This is a genomic window from Paenibacillus arenilitoris, assembly GCF_014705655.1.
GTDB lineage: Bacteria > Bacillota > Bacilli > Paenibacillales > Paenibacillaceae > Pristimantibacillus > Pristimantibacillus arenilitoris.
Genome location: NZ_JACXIY010000023.1, coordinates 1 through 20,197 on the forward strand (window position 1 = coordinate 1; position 20,197 = coordinate 20,197).

The 20,197-nt window shown below is 55.4% G+C and carries 20 protein-coding genes; 2 read left to right on the top strand and 18 right to left on the bottom strand.

Going from position 1 to position 20,197, the window contains the following annotated elements:
* Nucleotides 1-722: ABC transporter ATP-binding protein (locus tag IDH41_RS18880; protein WP_190863774.1), on the bottom strand; the 722-nt coding region annotated here is incomplete at its 3' end.
* The gene (locus tag IDH41_RS18885; protein ID WP_190863776.1) at nucleotides 712-1,566 is read right to left on the bottom strand and encodes an ATP-binding cassette domain-containing protein; all 855 of its coding nucleotides are present in this window, start codon (nucleotides 1,564-1,566) and stop codon (nucleotides 712-714) included. The genes IDH41_RS18880 and IDH41_RS18885, both read right to left, overlap by 11 nt.
* Before the next feature lie 122 nt (nucleotides 1,567-1,688).
* Here IDH41_RS18885 and IDH41_RS18890 point away from each other — a divergent pair, with 122 nt between their 5' ends.
* Nucleotides 1,689-2,303 (top strand): biotin transporter BioY, encoded by a 615-nt coding sequence (locus IDH41_RS18890; RefSeq protein ID WP_190863778.1) that lies wholly within the window; start codon nucleotides 1,689-1,691, stop codon nucleotides 2,301-2,303.
* Between the two features lie 98 nt (nucleotides 2,304-2,401).
* On the opposite strand, the gene IDH41_RS18895 is transcribed toward IDH41_RS18890, so the two are convergent.
* The 3 genes from IDH41_RS18895 to IDH41_RS18905 form a co-directional block, all read right to left on the bottom strand.
* A complete protein-coding gene (locus IDH41_RS18895) occupies nucleotides 2,402-2,902 on the bottom strand; it encodes a RicAFT regulatory complex protein RicA family protein (protein WP_190863780.1) in 501 nt (166 codons plus the stop codon).
* A gap of 23 nt (nucleotides 2,903-2,925) precedes the next feature.
* Nucleotides 2,926-4,518 (bottom strand): tRNA (N6-isopentenyl adenosine(37)-C2)-methylthiotransferase MiaB, encoded by a 1,593-nt coding sequence (gene miaB, locus IDH41_RS18900; protein ID WP_223829862.1) that lies wholly within the window; start codon nucleotides 4,516-4,518, stop codon nucleotides 2,926-2,928.
* 68 nt (nucleotides 4,519-4,586) lie between these two features.
* The gene (locus IDH41_RS18905) at nucleotides 4,587-5,189 is read right to left on the bottom strand and encodes a TetR/AcrR family transcriptional regulator (RefSeq protein WP_190863782.1); all 603 of its coding nucleotides are present in this window, start codon (nucleotides 5,187-5,189) and stop codon (nucleotides 4,587-4,589) included.
* Between the two features lie 178 nt (nucleotides 5,190-5,367).
* Here IDH41_RS18905 and IDH41_RS18910 point away from each other — a divergent pair, with 178 nt between their 5' ends.
* Entirely contained in the window at nucleotides 5,368-6,879 is a 1,512-nt protein-coding gene (locus IDH41_RS18910) for an MDR family MFS transporter (protein WP_317890781.1), read from the top strand.
* Between the two features lie 66 nt (nucleotides 6,880-6,945).
* Here IDH41_RS18910 and pduL read toward each other — a convergent pair whose 3' ends face one another.
* From pduL to IDH41_RS18975, 13 genes are all read right to left on the bottom strand, one after another.
* The gene (gene pduL, locus IDH41_RS18915; protein ID WP_190863786.1) at nucleotides 6,946-7,521 is read right to left on the bottom strand and encodes a phosphate propanoyltransferase; all 576 of its coding nucleotides are present in this window, start codon (nucleotides 7,519-7,521) and stop codon (nucleotides 6,946-6,948) included.
* A 66-nt stretch (nucleotides 7,522-7,587) separates the two neighbouring features.
* A complete protein-coding gene (locus tag IDH41_RS18920; protein ID WP_190863788.1) occupies nucleotides 7,588-8,454 on the bottom strand; it encodes a 2-oxoacid:ferredoxin oxidoreductase subunit beta in 867 nt (288 codons plus the stop codon).
* Entirely contained in the window at nucleotides 8,432-10,189 is a 1,758-nt protein-coding gene (locus IDH41_RS18925) for a 2-oxoacid:acceptor oxidoreductase subunit alpha (protein WP_190863789.1), read from the bottom strand. The genes IDH41_RS18920 and IDH41_RS18925 overlap by 23 nt, the downstream gene beginning before the upstream one ends.
* A gap of 183 nt (nucleotides 10,190-10,372) precedes the next feature.
* Nucleotides 10,373-11,314: a dipeptidase gene (locus IDH41_RS18930; RefSeq protein WP_190863791.1), complete on the bottom strand. Its 942-nt coding sequence runs from the start codon at nucleotides 11,312-11,314 to the stop codon at nucleotides 10,373-10,375.
* Nucleotides 11,315-11,427: 113 nt separating this feature from the next.
* Nucleotides 11,428-11,688, bottom strand: a complete 261-nt coding sequence (locus IDH41_RS18935; RefSeq protein WP_006036664.1) for a stage V sporulation protein S — start codon at nucleotides 11,686-11,688, stop codon at nucleotides 11,428-11,430.
* 146 nt (nucleotides 11,689-11,834) lie between these two features.
* Entirely contained in the window at nucleotides 11,835-12,629 is a 795-nt protein-coding gene (locus IDH41_RS18940) for a TIGR00282 family metallophosphoesterase (RefSeq protein WP_190863793.1), read from the bottom strand.
* An 85-nt stretch (nucleotides 12,630-12,714) separates the two neighbouring features.
* A complete protein-coding gene (gene rny / locus IDH41_RS18945) occupies nucleotides 12,715-14,256 on the bottom strand; it encodes a ribonuclease Y (RefSeq protein ID WP_190863795.1) in 1,542 nt (513 codons plus the stop codon).
* 181 nt (nucleotides 14,257-14,437) lie between these two features.
* Nucleotides 14,438-15,157: a RecX family transcriptional regulator gene (locus IDH41_RS18950; protein WP_317890780.1), complete on the bottom strand. Its 720-nt coding sequence runs from the start codon at nucleotides 15,155-15,157 to the stop codon at nucleotides 14,438-14,440.
* Between the two features lie 87 nt (nucleotides 15,158-15,244).
* The gene (recA, locus tag IDH41_RS18955) at nucleotides 15,245-16,297 is read right to left on the bottom strand and encodes a recombinase RecA (RefSeq protein WP_190863797.1); all 1,053 of its coding nucleotides are present in this window, start codon (nucleotides 16,295-16,297) and stop codon (nucleotides 15,245-15,247) included.
* A 219-nt stretch (nucleotides 16,298-16,516) separates the two neighbouring features.
* Nucleotides 16,517-17,764 carry a competence/damage-inducible protein A gene (locus IDH41_RS18960; protein ID WP_190863799.1) on the bottom strand — a complete coding sequence of 416 codons (1,248 nt, stop codon included), beginning with the start codon at nucleotides 17,762-17,764 and terminating at the stop codon, nucleotides 16,517-16,519.
* 88 nt (nucleotides 17,765-17,852) lie between these two features.
* The gene (gene pgsA, locus IDH41_RS18965; protein ID WP_190863801.1) at nucleotides 17,853-18,428 is read right to left on the bottom strand and encodes a CDP-diacylglycerol--glycerol-3-phosphate 3-phosphatidyltransferase; all 576 of its coding nucleotides are present in this window, start codon (nucleotides 18,426-18,428) and stop codon (nucleotides 17,853-17,855) included.
* Between the two features lie 301 nt (nucleotides 18,429-18,729).
* On the bottom strand, nucleotides 18,730-19,224 hold the full coding sequence (locus IDH41_RS18970) for a YajQ family cyclic di-GMP-binding protein (RefSeq protein WP_190863803.1): 495 nt from the start codon (nucleotides 19,222-19,224) through the stop codon (nucleotides 18,730-18,732).
* 27 nt (nucleotides 19,225-19,251) lie between these two features.
* A complete protein-coding gene (locus IDH41_RS18975; RefSeq protein ID WP_190863804.1) occupies nucleotides 19,252-20,184 on the bottom strand; it encodes a helix-turn-helix domain-containing protein in 933 nt (310 codons plus the stop codon).
* Nucleotides 20,185-20,197 lie beyond the last annotated feature (13 nt).

Below are 20,197 nucleotides of genomic sequence, written 5' to 3' on the forward strand. Positions count from 1 at the left end.
GGCGCGGCAGAGGCGTACGTCGCCGCCTCTGCCGCTGCCGCTTCGCGGACCTGGCCGCCTCCGATGACGGCGACCGCGTCCGCGAGCGGCAGGAGCGCGTCGAGGTCGTGCGTGGCCACGACCGCTCCGCGCCCTGCCGCCCTGTGCGCCTGCAGCGCCGCGCACAGGCGGCTGATCCCGACGGCGTCAAGCCCCGCCGTCGGCTCGTCGAGCAGCAGCCATTCCGGCCCGCACGCCAGCAGGCAGGCGAGCGAGAGCCTTCGCTGCTGGCCGCCGCTAAGCGTCCACGGGTCGCGCTCGAGCAGCGACGTCTCCAATCCGACCTCGGAGAGCGCGGCCGCGATGCGCCGATCCGCCTCTGCGTCCTTCAAGCCGTATGGCCGCAGCGAATATAGCAGCTCTTCCCGGACGGTCGCGGCAAACCATTGCGATTCCGAATGCTGCATGGCGATGCCGACCTTCAGGATCGCTTCGCGGTTCAGCTTCCCCCTTCCGTCTCTCCGAAGCCATAGCGGGTTCTCCCCGACGGCAATCGTACCGGCCTCTAGCGGCCGCAGCCCCGCCATCGTCTCCAGCAGCGTCGATTTACCCGAGCCGTTGCGCCCGACGAGCAGCGTAATTTGTCCCGGACGAAAAGTTGCTCGAACGCCTCTTAGCAGCTGCCGCTTCTTGTCGCCATCCGCGGCGACCGTTACCCCTTCAAGCTTCCATTCACCGGCCATAACGTTTCACCGCCTCTGCGAGCATCTCTTCCGTATAAGGAAACGGACGAACGGAAAGGCCGAGCTGTTCCAGCTCCCAAGCGACTCGGACGGGATAAGGCGCCTCGAAGCCGAGTCGTTCGCAGATGCTCCCGCCGTCCGCCCGCAGCGTCCTCTCGTAAAATCCGTCCGCGTACCCGTCGTAAACGATTCGTCCGTCTTCCAGGACGACGATCCGATCGCCTTCCCTCAGCTCCTCTAGCTTTTGCGTGATCCACAGTACGGCGATCCCTTCCAAGTGAAGCGAGCGCGCTTGCTCCAGCACGCTTCGTGACGCTCCCGGATCCAGCATGGACGTCGCCTCGTCGAGCATGAGCAGCGGCGAATCCATGGCCAGGCAGCCGGCGATGGCGACGAGCTGCTTCTGGCCGCCCGATAACGTCCCGATCGGCTGGTGCATTCGCTCCCCTAATCCGACCTTCCGCAAAGCCCGCTCGGCTATGCCGATGATCGATTCCGCCGCCAGCTCATTCTGCTCAAGCAGCAGCACGACGTCCTCGAGCGGCGTTGCGCCAAGCAATGCCGCCTCCGGCTGCTGCATGACGATCGGGACCGGCTTGCCGCTCGCTTCGGCGGACCGCGACGCGTTCGCAATCCGCCCCTTCAGCCCGGAGAGCCGGAAGCCGGCCGCCGCCTTCGCGAGCGTGCTTTTCCCGCTTCCGTTCCGTCCGAGCAGCGTGACCCACTGCCCGTTATATACCGTGAAATCGATGTCCTTCAATACAGTCGGCGGCTTCCGTCCTGCCGCCTGCGCGGGCGGCGTGACCGACACCCGCTTCATTTCAATTAACGCGCGATGCTCCAAAAAATTTCACCCAACCTCTTCCCCAATACGATTGGCTATGCTACAATTCGATTTGTTAACCTTAATCAAATATATATGGTTAACAATAAATCCGCAAGTACATAAAGGAGTCGTGTATGCTTATGCCAACCAATAATATCCGGTCGCTCGTCTTCACCGCCCTCTTCGCGGCGCTGTTCGTCGTCATGAGCTCGCTGACGATCAAGCTGGGCGGCTCGTTCGTCCCGTTCACGCTGCAGACGCTAGCCGTCGCGCTGACCGGCCTGTTCCTGACGCCGCGCAATGCGTTTCTAAGCATCGCCGCCGTCATCGTGCTGGCCGCCTTCGGACTGCCGCTGTTCAGCGGGCAAGGCGGGATCGCGACGCTGACCGGACATACCGCCGGCTTTATATTCGCGTTCCCGTTCTGCGCCATGCTCATCAGCCTGGCGGTCGGCGCCTACTTGAAGAAGGAAGGCACCAAACGGAGCAAAACGGCGGCCCTTGTCGCCTTCTTCCTCATTTTCGAGCTGTTCAGCTCGCTCTGCGCTTACGTTCCCGGCATTCCTTGGCTCATGCACGTGACGGGCTTGCCGCTTGGCAAAGCGCTTGCCGCCGGCTGCTATCCGTTCCTGATCGGAGACGCGGTCAAATCGCTGGCGGCTGCCCTATTGGCCGTCTCCATGCTGCCGTACGTCATCCATATCCGGACATCGACGGTCAAAGCGAGGCCGGACGGCGCGGCTTACGAAGCGTAACCGAAAGATCGGCCTATACGGAAAGAAGCGTTTGTCGCCAAGGACAAACGCTTCTTTTTTTTTATCGGAATCGGATTCAGCCGTTAAATTGCGCCGCCCTAGTCGCTGCATTCCTCGGGAGCCGGCTCGGAAGCGTCCTCCACGTTGATTTTGTCGGAGACGGTATCGCGCACGATCGTAACGACCAGCTGCATCAAATAGTTAATGTCGGCTTGGCTTTGCTGAAATTCCGCTACGATCGGGATGCCGTCAAGCTCGTCCTGCAGCTCGTTCATTTCGCTTTCGATTTTTTTCACCATATCGGCGTTTTTGAACGTCGTTTCGAAGGCGACGACTTCCTTCTGCTTCTTCTTGATTTGGCTGATCAGCTTCTGCACCCGTTCGTTGCCGTTAATTTGCTGCTCCGCGCGGCGGTAATGCTGAACTTCCGCAGAGGTAAAAATAAGATCGGCCATTTCCTTCGCTTTATTCATAATATCCTCGCGCACGATCAGGTCGCGGGTATGGAAGCTCGGAATGCCGCAGCCTTCTCCGTGCGCATGGTCATGGTCATGACCGCTATGCTCCGGATGATTGACTGCCGTTTGCTGCTCTGCCATTTGTCATCTCTCCTGTTTTGCCGTTAACCAACGGCTTCTTGTGCGCCTTGGTCCATCGCTTCCGCCTTGATGTACCAAGTTTGCGCGTCGGTAACCTTTGCCTGGATGAATTGCCCGATCCATTCCTTCGGTCCTTCCAGATGAACCAATTTATTCGTCCGCGTTCGCCCGGACAAAATCGCGGCGTTGTTTTTGCTTTCGCCTTCGATCAGCACTTCCATGACTCGGCCGCGCAGCTGCTCGTTCTTCTCCCGGGCGATCGAAGCCAGCAGCGCGTTCAATCTCGCGAGACGCGCCTTCTTCACTTCCTGCGGCACGTTATCCTCCATCCCGGCAGCAGGCGTGCCTTCGCGCGGCGAATAGATGAACGTGTAGGCCGAATCGAAACCGACCTCTTCCACCAGCGTCAGCGTATCCTCGAACTGCTCCTCCGTCTCGCCCGGGAAGCCCACGATAATATCCGTCGTCAGCATGACGTCAGGGATGGCCCGCTTGATTTTTCCGACGAGCTCAAGGAACGCTTCACGGGAATACTTGCGGCTCATCCGCTTCAAAATTTCCGTGCTTCCCGATTGTACAGGCAGATGGATATGCTCCACAAGATTGCCTCGGGTAGCGAGCACCTCGATCAGATGATCGTCGAAATCGCGCGGATGGCTCGTCATGAACCGTATGCGCGGAATATCGATCTTCGACATGTCGTGCATCAGATCGCCGAAACGATAGTCGATATCCTCGAAATCTTTGCCGTACGCGTTCACGTTCTGGCCGAGCAGCGTAATTTCCTTGAAGCCTTGGCGGGCGAGATCCCGGACCTCCGCGATGACGTCCTCGGGACGGCGGCTTCTCTCCTTGCCGCGCGTATACGGAACGATGCAGTACGTGCAGAACTTGTCGCAGCCGTACATAATGTTCACCCAAGCGCGCATTCCTTCGCGTTTCTTAGGCAAATTTTCGATAATGTCGCCTTCCTTGGACCATACCTCGACGACCATTTCCTTGCTGAAATATGCGTTTTGCAGCAAGGAAGGCAGCCGGTGAATGTTATGCGTTCCGAAGATCATGTCGACGAAGGCATGCCTCTGCAAAATGCGGGCGACGACCGATTCCTCCTGCGACATGCAGCCGCATACGCCGAGCAGCAAATCCGGCTTCTCCGTCTTGAGCGTCTTCAAGTGCCCGAGCTCGCCGAACACCTTGTCCTCCGCGTTCTCGCGGATGGCGCATGTATTCAGCAGGATGACATCCGCTTGGCGACGGTCCTCCGTGGCCGTATAGCCCATCTGCTCGAACATGCCCTTCATGACCTCGGTGTCGTGCTCGTTCATTTGGCAGCCGTACGTTTGAATCAGATAAAACTTTCCGGCGCCGATCGTCCTCAGCTCTTCCGGAATCGAGAAGTCGTAGTGCACCTGAATGTCCTCTTTGCCGCGTTTTTTCTCGTCTTTATGGCTCGGCGCCGAATTTATGTTGACGATCCTTCCCTTGATCCGGTAGGTCGTAGAATGCTCATCCTGACCGATGACCTTCGCATCGCTGAAATCGAAATATTTGGAGAAGTCCTTCTCCCCGGCGGACTTTCCCTCCGTCTTCCCCCGATTGCTATCCAACGTCAATTCAGCTCACTTCCTTAAGGGTCCATTTAAATTGCCGTTTCGTATAGCCCAATTCAGTATTATACCAGTTAACGAAATAGAGGGTCAATAAACGTGCCGCAAAAACAGCGCTGGATCTCCTCGCGCGTCAAGCCCATCGTATCCCGCAAATGCCTCAGCGTATGCGGCGAATGGACCGCGATGAACGCATGGGCCGTGTAGCCCGGGTCGATATCCGGAATAAGCCCTTCGTCCGCGGCCTCGCGCAGCAGTCCGCTAAGCGTAGCGTGCAAATACAAGTAAGGCGGAGCTTGAAAGAAATCGGATTTTTTCTCGTCTACTTTTATGTGGGCATGAAGAACGCCGAACCATTGCGATTTTTTGTCGATGAACGCGATGACCTGCTTCATCACCTCGCAGAGCCGATCGTATACGGGCGGCTGCGGCTCCGCCGTCAAATAGTCGTCGATCTGCTTTATAAAAGCGCCGAAGTTTTCTTTCATCATGTCCATGCACAAATCGCCTTTGTTGGCGTAGCGCCGATAGAGCGTCCCTTGTCCGATGCCGGCCGCTTTCGCGATTTGGTGCATGCTGACCGATTCGATCCCATGCTCCTCGAACAAGTGATTGGCCGTGTTCAGTATGACATTGCTCAAATCTTGTTTCGTTCTGCCCCCGTCTGGTATCGTCATCGCCACTGTCTCCTAAACGAATTCTTACAAATATTTTCAAAATAAACAATTGACAATTGCGTCATTCGTCTTTATTATTCAGTAATGCGGACAATTGTCCGCTCATAGAAAACGGTCATCCTAATTGTAGCCTGTTCCGCTAGGAACGGTCAACAATTCGAAGAATGGCTTCATTCGGATAGGAGGGAAAGAAATGGCTTCAACAGCCAAACAAGCGGCGCCGGCAGGAGATTCCATGTCGATTCGCGCCATTCTCGCGCCGCTGGTCGCCATTATCGTCGGCATGTTTATGGTTATTCTGGACGGAACGGCGATGAACGTCGCCATGCCAGGGCTCATGGACGATTTCAAAAGCTCGATGACGGTCGTTCAGTGGACGATTACCGGCTACGCTTTGGCGCAAGCGGCGGTCATTCCGCTCGCGGGCTGGTTGTCGGACCGGTTCGGCGCCAAACAAATTTTTCTGTTCTCGATCATTATGTTCACGATCGGCTCGGGGCTCTGCGCCCTGGCATCCACGGCGGAGCAGCTGATCGTATTCCGCGTCATTCAAGGGCTCGGCGGCGGCATGGTGGCGCCGATCGCGATGGCCTTCACCTTCAGGCTGAGCCCTCCCGGCAAACAGGGCGCGGTCATGGGCATGATCGGCATCCCGATGCTGCTTGCTCCTGCGCTCGGCCCCGTCGTAGCCGGCTGGCTTGTCGATTACGTGTCCTGGCATTGGATTTTCATTATCAACTTGCCGATCGGCGTCATCGCCGTTATCGTCGGACTCCGCACGCTGCCTAATCTCGAACGGAAGCGCGTGCCTGCGCTCGACTTCCTCGGCATGCTCCTTGCTCCGCTTGCCTTCGCCATGCTCGCCTACGGCGTAAGCTCGGCGGGAGGCGGCGAAGGCGGCGGCGGAAGCGGCTGGTCTTCGACCGAGGCGCTGACGGGCATGATCGTCGGCGGCGTCGCGCTTATCATTTTCATTATCGTTGAACTGAACCGCAAAGAGCCTTTGCTCGAGCTTCGCGTGTTCAAATCAAGCCTTTTTACGCGCGGAATCATCCTGCAATGGATCGTGCAAATCGCATTGTTCGGCACGATGTTCCTTGTACCGGTCTTTCTGCAGATCGCTAAAGGCTACACAGCTTTCAACACGGGGCTGATCATGCTCCCTCAGGCGCTGGCAGCCGGTCTCTTCATGCCGATCGGCGGCAGGCTGTTCGATAAGTTCGGGGCGCGTCCCGTCGTCATCACCGGCCTCTCCATCGTTACGATTGCGGCTTACCTGCTTAGCCGAATGTCGGCCGACACGACGCTTGTTATGTTAATGATTCCGCTTGCGATGCTCGGGGCCGGCATGGGCTTATCGATGATGCCGCTCAATACGCATATTATGCAGTCTGCGCCAAGAGAACTCGTTAGCCGCGTCACCTCGCTGACGGCAGCGGCGCAGCAGGTGATGACCTCCTTCGCGATTGCCGGGTTGTCCACCATTCTGGCGGGCAGGATGGAGCATTACTCGGCGACGGAGCCGGGCCCGAACATCGTCTACTTGTCCTACGGCGATACGTTCTTCATCCTTGCCTCCATCGCGATCGTCGGAGCGATCGTCGCCATGCTTCTGCGCAGGCCGAAGCAGGAGCCGATTGCCGGCCCGGATGAGAAGCAGCCTGAGGTCAGCATGATGATGGGCCATTAATCGGCGATACAAATTAACAAAGCTGCAGCGCTTCGTCTTCGACAGACGACGCTGCAGCTTTTTGCATTAATCGATAATTTCGCCTATATCCCCGTTCTTCACGCCGGCGGCATTCGCTTCGTCCGTATCGATGTGCATATCGAGCGCGTACTGCTCCGATACCCGCGCGACGACCTGCTCGAACACGACGCCGCGTTCGCCGCCGAACCGAACGCGAAGCAGCTGTTTGTCGGCAATGCCGAATTTCTCGGCATCGGTCGTATGAAAGTGGATATGCCTGGCCGCGACGATCACGCCTTCCTCGATGTCGATCTCGCCTGCCGGCCCTTTGATCTTGATGCCGGCCGAGCCGGCCGTATTGCCGGATTCACGGACGGGCGGGTTAACGCCGAGCGCGAACGCATCGGTGCGCGATACTTCCAGCTGCGTCCCCTTGCGTGCCGGACCTAGAATCCGCACCTTCGGGAAGCTGCCCTTCGGCCCGATCACTTCCACCGATTCGTTAGCGGCGTATTGTCCCGGCTGGGATAACGGCTTCATCTCCGTCAGTCCGTATCCTTCGCCGAATAATAATTCCACATGCGCTTGCGACAAATGTATATGTCTCGCGGACACCCCGATTGGAACTTGTTTATGTATCATGCTGCCACTCTCCTGCTACGAAATAAAAAGCATACGGCCCGGGGGGCCATATGCTTATCATATCACTTATTTAAACTCGGCAACAAGCTTGTCGAACTCGCCGGAAGTAATCATCACATCCTGCTTCGCGAGCGCTTCTTGCTTGAAGCCCGTAATGAGATCCTCGTACGATTTGCGCGACGTATTCTGGTAGATGAGACCGGTCAGCATGCTGTTCGTTTCCATGATCTTGTTCATCGCAAGCATCCGGTTCGACGGATCGTAATCCGGGAATTGCTCCAAGTTCACGATGTTTTCCTTGAACCAGTCGTACGTATTGATCTTATTGAAGGTCACGCACGGACTGAACACGTTGATAAGCGAGAAGCCCTCGTGCTTGATGCCCTGCTCGATCAGGCTCGTCAGCTGCTTCAAATCGCTGGAGAACGACTGGGCCACGAATGTGGCGCCGGCAGACATCGCGATCTCGAGCGGCGAAAGCGTCGACTCGATCGAGCCTTCCGGCGTCGATTTCGTCTTGAAGCCTTCCGCGCTTCGCGGCGAGGTTTGGCCCTTCGTCAAACCGTAAATCTGATTGTCCATAACGATATACGTGATGTTCAGGTTGCGGCGGATCGCATGAACCGTATGCCCCATGCCGATCGCAAAGCCGTCTCCGTCGCCGCCAGACGCGATGACGGTAAGTTCGCGGTTCGCCAGCTTCACCCCTTGCGCGATCGGAAGCGCTCGTCCGTGAATGCCGTGAAAGCCGTAAGCGTTAATGTAGCCGGAAATCCGTCCGGAGCAGCCGATGCCCGATACGACGGCAAGCTGTTCGGGCTCGAGGCCAACGTTCGCGGCCGCGCGCTGAATCGCCGCTTGTATGGAGAAGTCCCCGCAGCCGGGGCACCAGTTAGGCTTTACATTATTTCTAAACTCTTTGAACGTTGCCATTTGCGCTCAACTCCTTGCAAGCTTTATGAACCTCGGAAGGCAGGAACGGATTTCCATCGTATTTCAGCAAACTTTCGATCTTGTCGGCAAAGCCGGCGTTCATTTTGATTTGAGAGGCGAGTTGAGCCGTCGCGTTGTTCTCGATGACGATAACTTGCTTCGCATTGTGCAGATAAGGCCGCAGCAGCTCCGTCGGGAACGGATGGATTTGACGCACCGTTACGTGATTGGAAGTTATGCCATCCTCGGCAAGCGCCCGGCGCGCTTCGTCGATCGTTCCGCCCGTGGATCCCATGCCGACGATGAGCAAATCCGGCTTCTCGCTCGGAGCGTCAACCCGGATCGCGTCGCGAATGTACATGCCGCTCAGCTTGCCGAGACGCTTATCCATCATTTTTTGGCGGTTGACCGCGTTCTCGGACGGTCGGCCCGTCTCGTCGTGCTCAACGCCCGTTACGTGGTGGAGTCCGCCCTTCTCGCCAGGCAATACGCGCGGGGAGATGCCGTCTTCCGTAAGTTCGTACCGTTTGAACAAATCGTGACCCTCGAGTGCCGGCACGTTCTCGGCCAGCTTGCCCCGTCTGATTTCGATTTTGCCGTAATCGAGCGGCTCGCAGGATTGTTTGCCCAGCGACAGCTGCAAATCGGTCATCAGGATGACGGGTACCTGGTATTCCTCAGCCAGGTTGAAGGATTCGATCGTATCGTAGAAGCAGTCTTCAATCGACGCGGGCGCGATGACGATCTTCGGAATTTCGCCGTGCGTACCGTAGATCATCGCGTTAAGGTCGGATTGCTCCTGCTTGGTTGGCAGACCCGTGGACGGACCCCCGCGCTGCGTATTGACGATGACGAGCGGCGTCTCCGTCATGCCCGCAAGGCCGATCGCCTCCATCATGAGCGAAAGCCCCGGACCGGCTGAAGCCGTCATTGTGCGGACGCCCGCATAGTTGGCGCCGATCGCCATCGTGACGGCAGCGATTTCATCTTCGGTTTGAATGACGGTGCCGCCGAATTTCGGCAGCTTCTTGATCAGATATTCCATAATTTCCGAAGCCGGGGTAATCGGATAGGCGGACATCAATCGGCAGCCTGCCGCGATGGAGCCGAGGCCGATCGCTTCGTTGCCGATCATGAACAGCTTCTGCATGCCGTCCGCTTCGTCGAGCTTGAACGCGTCAAGCGGGCCGCCTGCCTGTTCGAGCACGAACTCTGCGCCGCGCTTTACGGCTTCGATATTTTTCTCGACGATCGCTGCGCCCTTCCGTCCGAACTCTTCCTCCACCGCTTTGTTGAACACTTCCAGCGGCAGCCCGAGCAGAGCCCAAGACGCGCCGGAGGCAACCATGTTCTTCATAAGCGACGTGCCAAGCTCTTCCGCCATGGCCGTAATCGGCACGGCGAACAGCTTCGCGTCGATCCCGTCCGGAACGACCGGATTGAACTTCGCGTCCGCGACGATGACGCCTCCGGAACGCAATTCCTTCGCGTTCAGATCGATGCTCTCCTGGTCGAAGGCGACCAGAATGTCCAGATCATCGGAAATCGCGCGAATCGGCTTCGTGCTGATGCGGATCTTATTGTTCGTATGCCCGCCTTTGATTCTCGAAGAAAAGTGACGATATCCGTACAAATAATAGCCCAAACGGTTGAGCGCCGTGGAAAAGATACGGTCCGTGCTCTCGACGCCTTCCCCTTGTTGCCCCCCGATCTTCCAAGACAATTGACTGATCAAAATGCCCATCTCCTCTTTTTCTAGAACGTGCAATTATTCGACGCATCAAGCAATTATATAATAGAAGTTATAATAGTCACAACAAGTTTAAAGGGCATTATTGCAAAAATCAAGATGTAAACGCTTAAATGAAACATAGTTTGTTTCGATTGAATTCATATCGCAAATAGATCGGACTGTGGTTCATTGTTGCGGCAAATGTCGGCTTAAGAACCGCAGCGCGTTCCCGGACATCAACCTGTCCGCCACGCTTGCCGAATACCGGCGCAGAACCGCTTCCCGAAGCCTCCAGACCTCCGCCGGATGGGTAAGCTCCGTCACGTAACGGTCAATCCCGTCGAAGTCGGATCCCAGCATAACTTGCTCCGCTCCCCCGAGCTCGCATATGCGCTCGATATGGATCAGAATATCGTCTACCGTAACGTTTTCTTCCTTGGAAACAAACCACGGAACGTAAGTGATCCCGATCAGGCCCCGCATCGCGATAATCCGCTTGATCTGCTCGTCGGTCAAATTTCTCGGATGGTCGCAAACCGATCTGGAATTGGAATGCGATGCGATGATCGGCTTGGTCGAAAGCTCTGCTACATCCCAGAACGCCCGCTCGGACAGATGCGATACATCTACCAGTATACCCAAATGATTGCATTCTTCTACAAAAGCTCTTCCTTTTGCCGTTAATCCCGCTCCGCGAGCTTCCATCGCGCCGTCCGCCGCCCAATTCGCATGATTCCAAGTAAGCCCGGCGGCCCGGATGCCGAGCTGGTGCATGATGCGAAGCAGAGACAGATTGCCCTGCAATCCGTCCACTCCTTCAAGGGATAGCAAAGCGCCGATCTTGCCGTCGTTCAAGCAGCTCTCCAAGTCGGCGGAAGTCCGCACCCAGCGCATATCCTCGCAAGACAATACCGATTGATGAAATCGGTCCAGGCTTTCCAAGATCGGCTCAAGCCGGCCGTTCATCGAAGCCGGAATATAGACCGCGAAGGTCTGCAATGCGACTCCGGCCGATTTCAATCGCTCGTATGTAACGTCCAGCGTGCCCGGTTTACCGCCATGAAACGTTAATTTATCGTCCAGCAGCAGCTTGCACAGGACGTCGCAATGAAAATCAACGATCCTCATCTCCGCACCTCGCCGTCTTCTGTCTTCTCGAATCGCAGCAAAAAACCTGTCTACGACGTAAACAGGCGATTAGTCAACTTATTTTCTCCGCCTCTTACGCCCAAACGATGGCTTTACCGAGGCTCCACGATCAATTTAATGGCTGTACGATCCTCTCCGTCAATCACGATGTCCGTGAAGGCCGGAATACAAATTAAATCCACCCCGCTGGGAGCGACGAAACCGCGCGCGATCGCGACAGCCTTAATGGCTTGGTTCAATGCGCCAGCACCAATAGCCTGCAGTTCCGCGCCGCCGCGTTCGCGAAGAACACCTGCAAGCGCGCCTGCAACGGAATTTGGATTGGATTTTGCTGAAACTTTTAATACATCCATGAAAAAGAACCTCCCCTTGGACTGTTGGATGGATTCCACTTTTAAATAGTATTCGAGAGAGGTTAAAAAATTCCTGCTTTATTCCTTTCAATTAACGAACAGTTCTGAATTGTCGGAATGTTTCAATGTTTCAAAATTTCCGAGCGCTACATGAGCAGCCAATCTTCTTCGGTTAACCGGATTTTCTCGATTTTTCGCGCCAAGCCGGTCGCATCGTCCAGCTGCACCGAGATCGCATGCAGATGCCACTTTCCTTCGTCGACGACGAATCGGACCGGAAGCTGCGTCATAAATTTGTGGAGCACCGCGTTTCTCTCCATGCCCAGCACGCCTTCCTTCGGGCCTACCATTCCAACGTCCGTAATGTATGCCGTGCCGCCCGGCAAGATCGTATCGTCGTTCGTCTGCACATGGGTGTGCGTGCCAAGCACGATCGATGCGCGGCCGTCCAGATGCCAGCCCATCGCAATTTTCTCCGAGGTTGCTTCGGCATGAAAATCAACCAAAATGTTCTTGGTCTTCGCATCCGCTTCCTCGACCAGCTCATCGGCTTTGCGGAACGGGCAATCGATCGGAGGCAGAAACGTGCGGCCCTGCAAATTGATGATCGCCAGCTGCTTGCCGTTCGCTTTGATGAAAGCCATCCCTTGCCCCGGCGCGCCGGGAGCGTAGTTCGCCGGGCGGACGATACGCGGTTCCTCGTCGATCCATTCAAAAATATCTTTATTGTCCCACGTATGGTTGCCCATCGTAATGCCGTGGACGCCCCACTCGAAAAATTCCTTTGCGATCGTTGCCGTAATGCCCCGCCCCGCCGCCGCGTTTTCGCCATTGGCGATAATGATATGCGGATTGTATTTGCTCTTCAGCGCGGGCAGTACTCGTTTCAGCGCGTTTCTTCCCACATTTCCTACGATGTCTCCGATGAATAATACGTTCATGTCTTCACACTTCCTTTATGTACGCTTGCAGACAGAAAAGTGGCTGCCAAGCAGCCACTTTTCTGCAATGCATATGGGATTGTGCTTATTTCGCGTATTCGACTGCACGGGTTTCCCGAATAACCGTAACTTTAATATGTCCCGGATAATCGAGCTCGCTCTCGATTTTTTTCGTAATATCGCGAGCAAGACGGAAAGCTTCCGTATCGTCGATCTTGTCTGGCTGAACCATGACGCGCAATTCGCGTCCGGCTTGGATCGCGTAAGATTTCTCCACGCCGTCAAACGATTCGGAGATGTCTTCAAGCTTCTCCAGCCGTTTGATGTACGTCTCGAGCGTCTCGCGGCGAGCGCCTGGACGTGCTGCCGACAATGCGTCAGCTGCGCCCACCAGCATCGCGATAACGGAAGTTGCTTCCGTATCGCCGTGGTGGGAAGCGATACTGTTGATGACAACAGGATGCTCCTTGTATTTCTTCGCAAGCTCAACGCCGATCTCTACATGCGAGCCTTCCACTTCATGGTCAAGAGCCTTGCCGATGTCATGCAGCAATCCTGCGCGCTTCGCCAGCGTGATGTCTTCGCCGAGCTCCGCCGCCATCAAGCCGGTCAGGTAAGCGACCTCCATCGAATGCTTCAATACGTTCTGTCCGTAGCTTGTCCGGTATTTCAATCGTCCCAAAATCTTGATCAAATCCGGATGCAAGCCGTGAACGCCGACCTCGAAGGTAGCCTGCTCCCCGTATTCCCGGATGCGCTCATCCACTTCCTTGCGAGATTTCTCGACCATTTCCTCAATGCGGGCAGGATGGATACGACCGTCAGCCACAAGCTTCTCCAAAGATGTGCGGGCAATTTCGCGTCTAATAGGGTCGAATCCAGACAAAATGACCGCTTCCGGTGTATCGTCGATGATTAGATCGATACCGGTCAAAGTTTCCAAGGCGCGAATATTCCGGCCTTCGCGTCCGATGATGCGGCCCTTCATCTCTTCGTTCGGCAGCGTAACGACGGATACCGTCGTCTCCGCTACATGATCCGCCGCACAACGCTGGATCGCCAACGAAATAATGTCGCGCGCTTTCTTATCGGCCTCTTCTTTCGCTTGCTGCTCGATCTCTTTAATCATCTGCGCTGTTTCATGTCGTACTTCTTGCTCAACATTGGATAAAATAATCGACTTCGCATCTTCCATCGTCAAGCTGGAAATCCGCTCAAGCTCGCTGAGCTGCTGCTTGTAAATGGAATCAATCTGCTCTTGCGTTTCATCGATCCGTTTCTCTTTGTTGGCTACCGATTCTTCTTTGCGCTCTAACGCTTCCAGCTTTTTATCCAACGACTCCTCTTTTTGGAGCAAACGTCTTTCCTGACGCTGAGCCTCGTTGCGTCGCTCACGAATGTCTCTCTCGGCTTCGGAACGAAGTTTGTGGACTTCGTCTTTTGCCTCCAGCACCGTTTCTTTTTTCTGGGCTTCTGCTTCCTTCTTCGCGTTCTCCACGATTTGGATGGCAGCCTGCTCAGCGCTCGAAATTTTCGCCTCGGCAATCGACTTTCGAATAAAATAACCAATCCCAAAGAAAATTGCGCCAACAAAGAGACAGATCAAGATCCAAATTACATCGGACATCTTGTTCACCTCCCTGCTGCATACCAAGGCAAGGCTTGGGATGTTATTAGGTTTTCAACCGGTTTCCATACCGTTTCAACAATTACTCATTTTGACGAAAAAAATCGTTTTGAATCAACTTTTGGAAGGAAAATTGATTCAAAGTAGAAGGAATACAACCTCATTTTATCTTTTCATAAAATCAATTGTCAAGCAAAAGCCCATCATCCTCATCGGACGAATCTGCTTCGCCACTCGAAACGACAAGCTTTACCGCTTCCCTCACGATATCCCCTGGAAACCCTCTGCGCAGCAAATAGCCCATAAGCTTCCGCTTTCTGTCCGCCGTCTCGCCTTTTAAGCTTCTCCACTTCTTCTCGGCCGCCTTCTCCGCCGCGGCTAATTCGAGCTTGCGGTCGAGCGCATCGGCCGCTTCCGCGGAGGCTTGCTTCGATACGCCCCGCTGCTTCAGCTCCTGCTTTATCCAAAGCCGTCCCTTCAAGCCGTTCTTTAATCGGCCGGCGGCAAATTGACGCGCATATTGTTCATCATCAACAAGATGCTCCTTTTCTAAACGGTCTAGCGCGAACATTATATTGTCTTCTTCCAGTTCCTTGCGGGATAAATAGTGATGAATTTGCTTTCTCGTTCTTGGTTTAAAACCAAGATAGTAGACGGCAAGCGCATATGCGCGGTATCTCTCGTCCTCCGTCCGGATTTCTTCGAGTTGTTCCATAGACAGCTCTGCGCCTTTCATTAGCCGGTGCTTGATCAAAATGTCTTCGTGTACCGTAAGAAGAAGGGTCTCGGACTCGGCGTACAAATGATATCGTTTCCGCTCCTTCTTATCCTGCCGGACCGATAAAATCAGCCAAGGTCCGGTCCCTTGCACTTTCTCGTTCTCGTGCTCGATTGGTATCACCCCGAACTTCCTTCGTAAACACAGCTTCGCCGTCCCACCAGGGACGGCGAAGCTGTGCATTCTATATGAAAACAGCGTTATTAACGTTTACTCCAGATCCTCGAACTCTTCGTCCTCGTCTTCCTCCGGGCTGAAGTTCGCTTGCGCGGCCACGGCCGACAGATTGCTCTGCTCGCGAATTTGCTTCTCGATCGCACCGGCGATTTCCTTATGATCCTTCAGAAACTGCTTGGCGTTCTCCCGGCCTTGACCGAGACGCTCGCCTTCGTAAGAGAACCACGCCCCGCTCTTCTGGACGATGTCCATCTCGACGCCGATGTCGATCAGGCTTCCTTCCTTGGAAATGCCCTCGCCGTACATAATATCGATCTCCGCTTGCTTGAACGGAGGCGCGACCTTGTTCTTAACGACCTTGATCCGCGTGCGGTTGCCGACCATGTCGTTGCCTTGCTTAAGCGTCTCTACGCGGCGCACGTCGAGTCGTACGCTGGAATAAAACTTCAATGCCCGTCCGCCAGGCGTCGTCTCGGGATTGCCGAACATGACGCCCACTTTCTCGCGAAGCTGGTTAATGAAGATCGCGATCGTCTTCGATTTCGCAATAGCACCCGACAGCTTCCGAAGCGCTTGCGACATCAAGCGAGCTTGCAGGCCGACGTGGGAATCGCCCATGTCGCCTTCGATCTCCGCCTTCGGCACAAGCGCCGCAACGGAGTCGATGACGATAACGTCGACTGCGCCGCTTCGCACGAGCGCCTCGGCAATCTCAAGCGCCTGCTCGCCCGTATCGGGCTGAGACAGCAGCAATTCGTCAATGTTTACGCCCAGCTTGCTGGCATACAGAGGATCGAGCGCATGCTCCGCATCGATAAAGGCAGCTTGTCCGCCGATACGTTGGACTTCTGCGATGGCATGCAGCGCTACTGTCGTTTTACCCGATGATTCCGGTCCGTACACTTCAATGACCCGTCCGCGGGGCAAGCCGCCGATTCCTAAAGCGATATCTAGAGCAAGCGAGCCGCTCGGCACGGTCTCTACCTGCATATGTGTGGATTCCCCTAATTTCATGATCGAGCCTTTACCAAACTGTTTCTCGATTTGACGTAAAGCCATTTCCAACGCTGCGCGGCGATCCGACAAGAAACTCACATCCTTCATCGTTTATAATGTTATGATACCTTTTTTCGGAACGTTTGCCAAGCATTTTTTCGAACATACATTCGTCTTTTTTCTCACGCCCCTTCAAGAGAGCATAAAAAAAACCGCAGCAAAGTAATCTTCGCCACGGTTCTTCCGATAACTATTTACAAGTATAGCGGTCCTCGTCCGATTTGACAACCGTTAATTTGGCGGGCGACGTTAGTCGCGAAGCGACAGCCATAGCCGGTAAAGCGCGGCCTTGACCGCTCTGATCCGGATCATCGTCCTGCCGCCGCTTAAGTTCATCGTATGCACGACGGTCGGCTTGCCCCGCTCCGCCAATCCGAAGTAGACGAGACCTACGGGCTTGCCCTCCGATTCCGCCGGACCGGCGACGCCGGTAAGCGAGATGCCAAAGTCGGCGCCGGCCAATTCCCTGACCCGTTCCGCCATCAAGGCGGCCGTCGATTCGCTGATCGCTCCGGGCGCCCCTTCGCCTTCGAGCTGTGACATCGGAACGCTGAGCAAGCGGTGCTTCATGTGATTCGTATAGGTGACGACCCCGCCCAGAAACTCTCCGCTGCTTCCCGGTACGTTCGTAATGAGCTCGGCAAGCAGACCTCCGCTAATGCTTTCCGCGCTTGCCAGCTTGCGGCGCGAAGCTCTTAGCAGCCTTATAATCTCCTCTTCGATCGGAACGTCCCGTTCGGCATACAAATAATCGCCTGCGCGCTCCTTGATCATCGCCACGGCGGCGTCGATTTTGACGCTTGCCTCCGCTTCCGAACCGGCCTTGGTGGAAACGCGGATCGCAACCTCCCCTTCCTTCGCGTAAGGGGCCAAGGTCGGATCAACCTGCCCGTCGATCAGATCCAGCAGCGTAGCTTCCAGGTTCGATTCGCCGATCCCGGCGAACTTCAATATCCGGGAATAGAGCGGCTGTTCATCTACGAGATTGGAACGAAGCCAGTTCTCGCCCGCTCCGTCCATCATCGGCTTCATTTCCTTCGGCGGACCCGGCAGGAGCAAATACAAGGTCCCGTCGGCCGTTAAGCCGTTCCCGACGGCCAGGCCCGTCGTATTTTCCAGCGGCTCGGCGCCTTCGATCGACATGGCCTGCCTTCGGTTGCTTTCGACCATATGAAGTCCCCTGGAAGCGAACAGCTGCTCGATTTTGGCCATGGACGGCTCATGCAGCCGCAGGCCGAGGTTCAAATAATCGGCAAGGACGTCCTTCGTCAAATCGTCCTGCGTCGGCCCGAGTCCGCCGGTGAACACAAGCAAGTCGGCGCGGCTCCGCCCGATTTCGATCGCTTGCCGCAGACGGCCCGGATTATCCCCAACCACCGTCTGGAAATAAACGTCGATGCCGAGTGACGCAAGCTTCTGCGACAGGTATTGCGCATTCGTATTTACGATTTGACCGAGCAGCAGCTCCGTACCGACCGCGATAATTTCAGCTTTCATTCTTCATTTCCCTTCTCCAGCGGAATGATTTATAAGTAAGTTATATGCAAAAGCATCCCCCCGCTTGACGGAAAGATGCTTTTATCCTTTACTCTATCGGAATAAGGTGTTTGTTCTTCACGAAGTAATCGACGCCCGAATACACGGTAACGGTCGCGGACGTCCAGATGGCGATCGTGTCGAACGGAAAATCGATGAACGTGAACGGGAAATTGTTAATAAGCAAGGCGATGATCATCGTAATTTGGATCGCGGTTTTCCACTTGCCCCATTTGCTGGCCGCCATGACGGAGCCTTCCAGCAAGGCGACCTGCCTGAGACCCGTAACGGCAAACTCGCGGCTAATGATGACGATCGCGATGAGCGCGTTAAGCTTGTCCATCTCGACGAGCGAGATTAAGACGGCCGCGACGAGCAGCTTGTCCGCCAGCGGGTCGAGCAGCTTGCCCAAATTCGTCACGATCTTGTTCTTGCGCGCAATATAACCGTCCAGTCCGTCCGTGCTAGCCGCCACAATGAAAATTAGTGCCGCCACGACTTGATTGTATGTAATCGAGAAGCCGGCGAAGCTTATCGATCCCAGGTCCAATTTAATGAGCAGAAAAAACATGATGACCGGCACTAAAAAAATTCTGGCTAAGGTGATGCGATTCGCCAGATTCACGCAATTCCCTCCTTAGATCGATCTGACTCATAGGTGTGCGTTACGCGAACCCCACGTTCGTGATTCAAACCTGAAATCGAAACCCGATCGGCATTCCATCCTCCGCAGCCTCGGTCGGCTGCATTCGCTATTCCTGTCATCCGTGAATCCTCCAGATCCTTCCGCGAAGCTATCTAACCAAGTATAATACATGCCAATACACGTGTCAAAAGCGCGGCGCGCCTACGTTCTTCGGCCGGTCGCACCGGTAAACGAAAAGCCCCGTCTCACGAAACGAATGCGTGAAACGAAGCTTCTCCCCTTACGATCGGTAATTCGTAAATTGAAGGTCCACCGGCAGGTCGGCCTCTCTCAGCAATTTGATGACGGCTTGCAAATCGTCGAGGCTTTTGCCGGTTACCCTGATTTGATCGCCTTGGATTTGGCTTTTCACCTTAAGCTTCGAATCGCGAATCAAAATATTGATTTTTTTCGCGACGTCCTGCTCGATGCCCTGCTTCAATCGAATCCTTTGGCGGACGGTTCCGCCCGACGCGCCTTCGACCTTGCCGTAATCCAAGTTTTTGATCGGGACGCCCCGCTTCACCATCTTGGAGAGCAGAATGTCGATAACGCTCTTCAGCTTGTAATCGTCGTCGGAAGCAACGACGAGATCATCCTTCTCCAGCGCAATGCTGCTCTTGCTCCCCTTGAAATCAAAGCGGGTTTCGATCTCGCGCTCCGCCTGCTTGATGGCATTCGCCAATTCCTGCATGTCAACCTTTGAAACAATGTCAAATGCGTTTTCTGAAGCCATGTACACCTCTCCTTTGTTCCGTTGCTGCTACTGCGCCGCAGCGTTGCCTTCCGTCCCGCCCGTCTCCCCGTCCTCAGCCTGGCCTTCGCCGGCCGGCGCTTCTTCTTGGACGGGATGAAGCAGCAGTTTCTTGGAGCCCGCCCTGTCGCCATCGGGGACGGGCACCCCGTCAACCGTAATTTCGGTCAAATCCGAACGCCCCACGTTAATGTAGAGCGGTCCGGTCAAATCGTATGACTGCACGGTGCCGTCCTCCGCGTTTTTGGAAAACAGCTTGTTCCCCGAGTTGCTGCCCTCCCTAACCTCAAGCCAGCTTTTGCCGCCGACCACTTTGATTTCAAGCTTATGAGGCCCGGCCGGCCCGATGTCGTATTGATCCGCCTTGCCTACTTTGCTGCCGAACGTAACCGTGGTAGGCGCCATCGTCGGCACGGGTGGCGTTGGCGATACTTCAGGAGGCGTAGCGCCGCTCCCTGCCGGTTCGTCCGTCTCTTCGTCGGCCGGCGGCGGCGACGAGGCATCGGTAATATTCGTGCCCTGATCGGCTTGCTTCGGCGGATCCGCATCCTGATTGATGAAGTACACCCAAACGACGACGACGATCAGAATAAGAAACGACCACATCATGATGTTGAAGCCGATTTTGCCCAGCCTCTCCGAGGATTGCGATTTGACACGCCGCGGCGCCCGAACCGGGATCGGTTCCGCGACCTGTTCGACGGTAGCTGCCGGCACTTCATGCTGATAAAGGCGGAGCACTTCATCAGGATCCAGTCCGACGGCTTCGGAATAGTTTTTTACAAAAGCGCGCACGTAGAAAGGACCGGGCAGAACCGTGTGATCCCCGCTCTCGATCGCTTCCAAATACCGTTTTCGAATTTTCGTGGTCTCCTGAATATCATCCAGCGATAAGCCTCGCTTCTCTCTCGCGTTCTGAAGCAATACGCCTAAATCAGACATGAAACGGCCTCCT

What these genes read in the sequence shown, in the direction of transcription:
- IDH41_RS18890 (WP_190863778.1), top strand. Translation starts at nt 1,689, where the DNA reads ATGCCAACCAATAATATCCGGTCGCTCGTCTTCACCGCCCTCTTCGCG.
- IDH41_RS18895 (WP_190863780.1), bottom strand. Translation starts at nt 2,902, where the DNA reads ATGGCAGAGCAGCAAACGGCAGTCAATCATCCGGAGCATAGCGGTCAT.
- IDH41_RS18905 (WP_190863782.1), bottom strand. Translation starts at nt 5,189, where the DNA reads ATGACGATACCAGACGGGGGCAGAACGAAACAAGATTTGAGCAATGTC.
- pduL (WP_190863786.1), bottom strand. Translation starts at nt 7,521, where the DNA reads ATGATACATAAACAAGTTCCAATCGGGGTGTCCGCGAGACATATACAT.
- IDH41_RS18920 (WP_190863788.1), bottom strand. Translation starts at nt 8,454, where the DNA reads ATGGCAACGTTCAAAGAGTTTAGAAATAATGTAAAGCCTAACTGGTGC.
- IDH41_RS18930 (WP_190863791.1), bottom strand. Translation starts at nt 11,314, where the DNA reads ATGAGGATCGTTGATTTTCATTGCGACGTCCTGTGCAAGCTGCTGCTG.
- IDH41_RS18935 (WP_006036664.1), bottom strand. Translation starts at nt 11,688, where the DNA reads ATGGATGTATTAAAAGTTTCAGCAAAATCCAATCCAAATTCCGTTGCA.
- IDH41_RS18940 (WP_190863793.1), bottom strand. Translation starts at nt 12,629, where the DNA reads ATGAACGTATTATTCATCGGAGACATCGTAGGAAATGTGGGAAGAAAC.
- rny (WP_190863795.1), bottom strand. Translation starts at nt 14,256, where the DNA reads ATGTCCGATGTAATTTGGATCTTGATCTGTCTCTTTGTTGGCGCAATT.
- IDH41_RS18960 (WP_190863799.1), bottom strand. Translation starts at nt 17,764, where the DNA reads ATGAAAGCTGAAATTATCGCGGTCGGTACGGAGCTGCTGCTCGGTCAA.
- IDH41_RS18970 (WP_190863803.1), bottom strand. Translation starts at nt 19,224, where the DNA reads ATGGCTTCAGAAAACGCATTTGACATTGTTTCAAAGGTTGACATGCAG.
- IDH41_RS18975 (WP_190863804.1), bottom strand. Translation starts at nt 20,184, where the DNA reads ATGTCTGATTTAGGCGTATTGCTTCAGAACGCGAGAGAGAAGCGAGGC.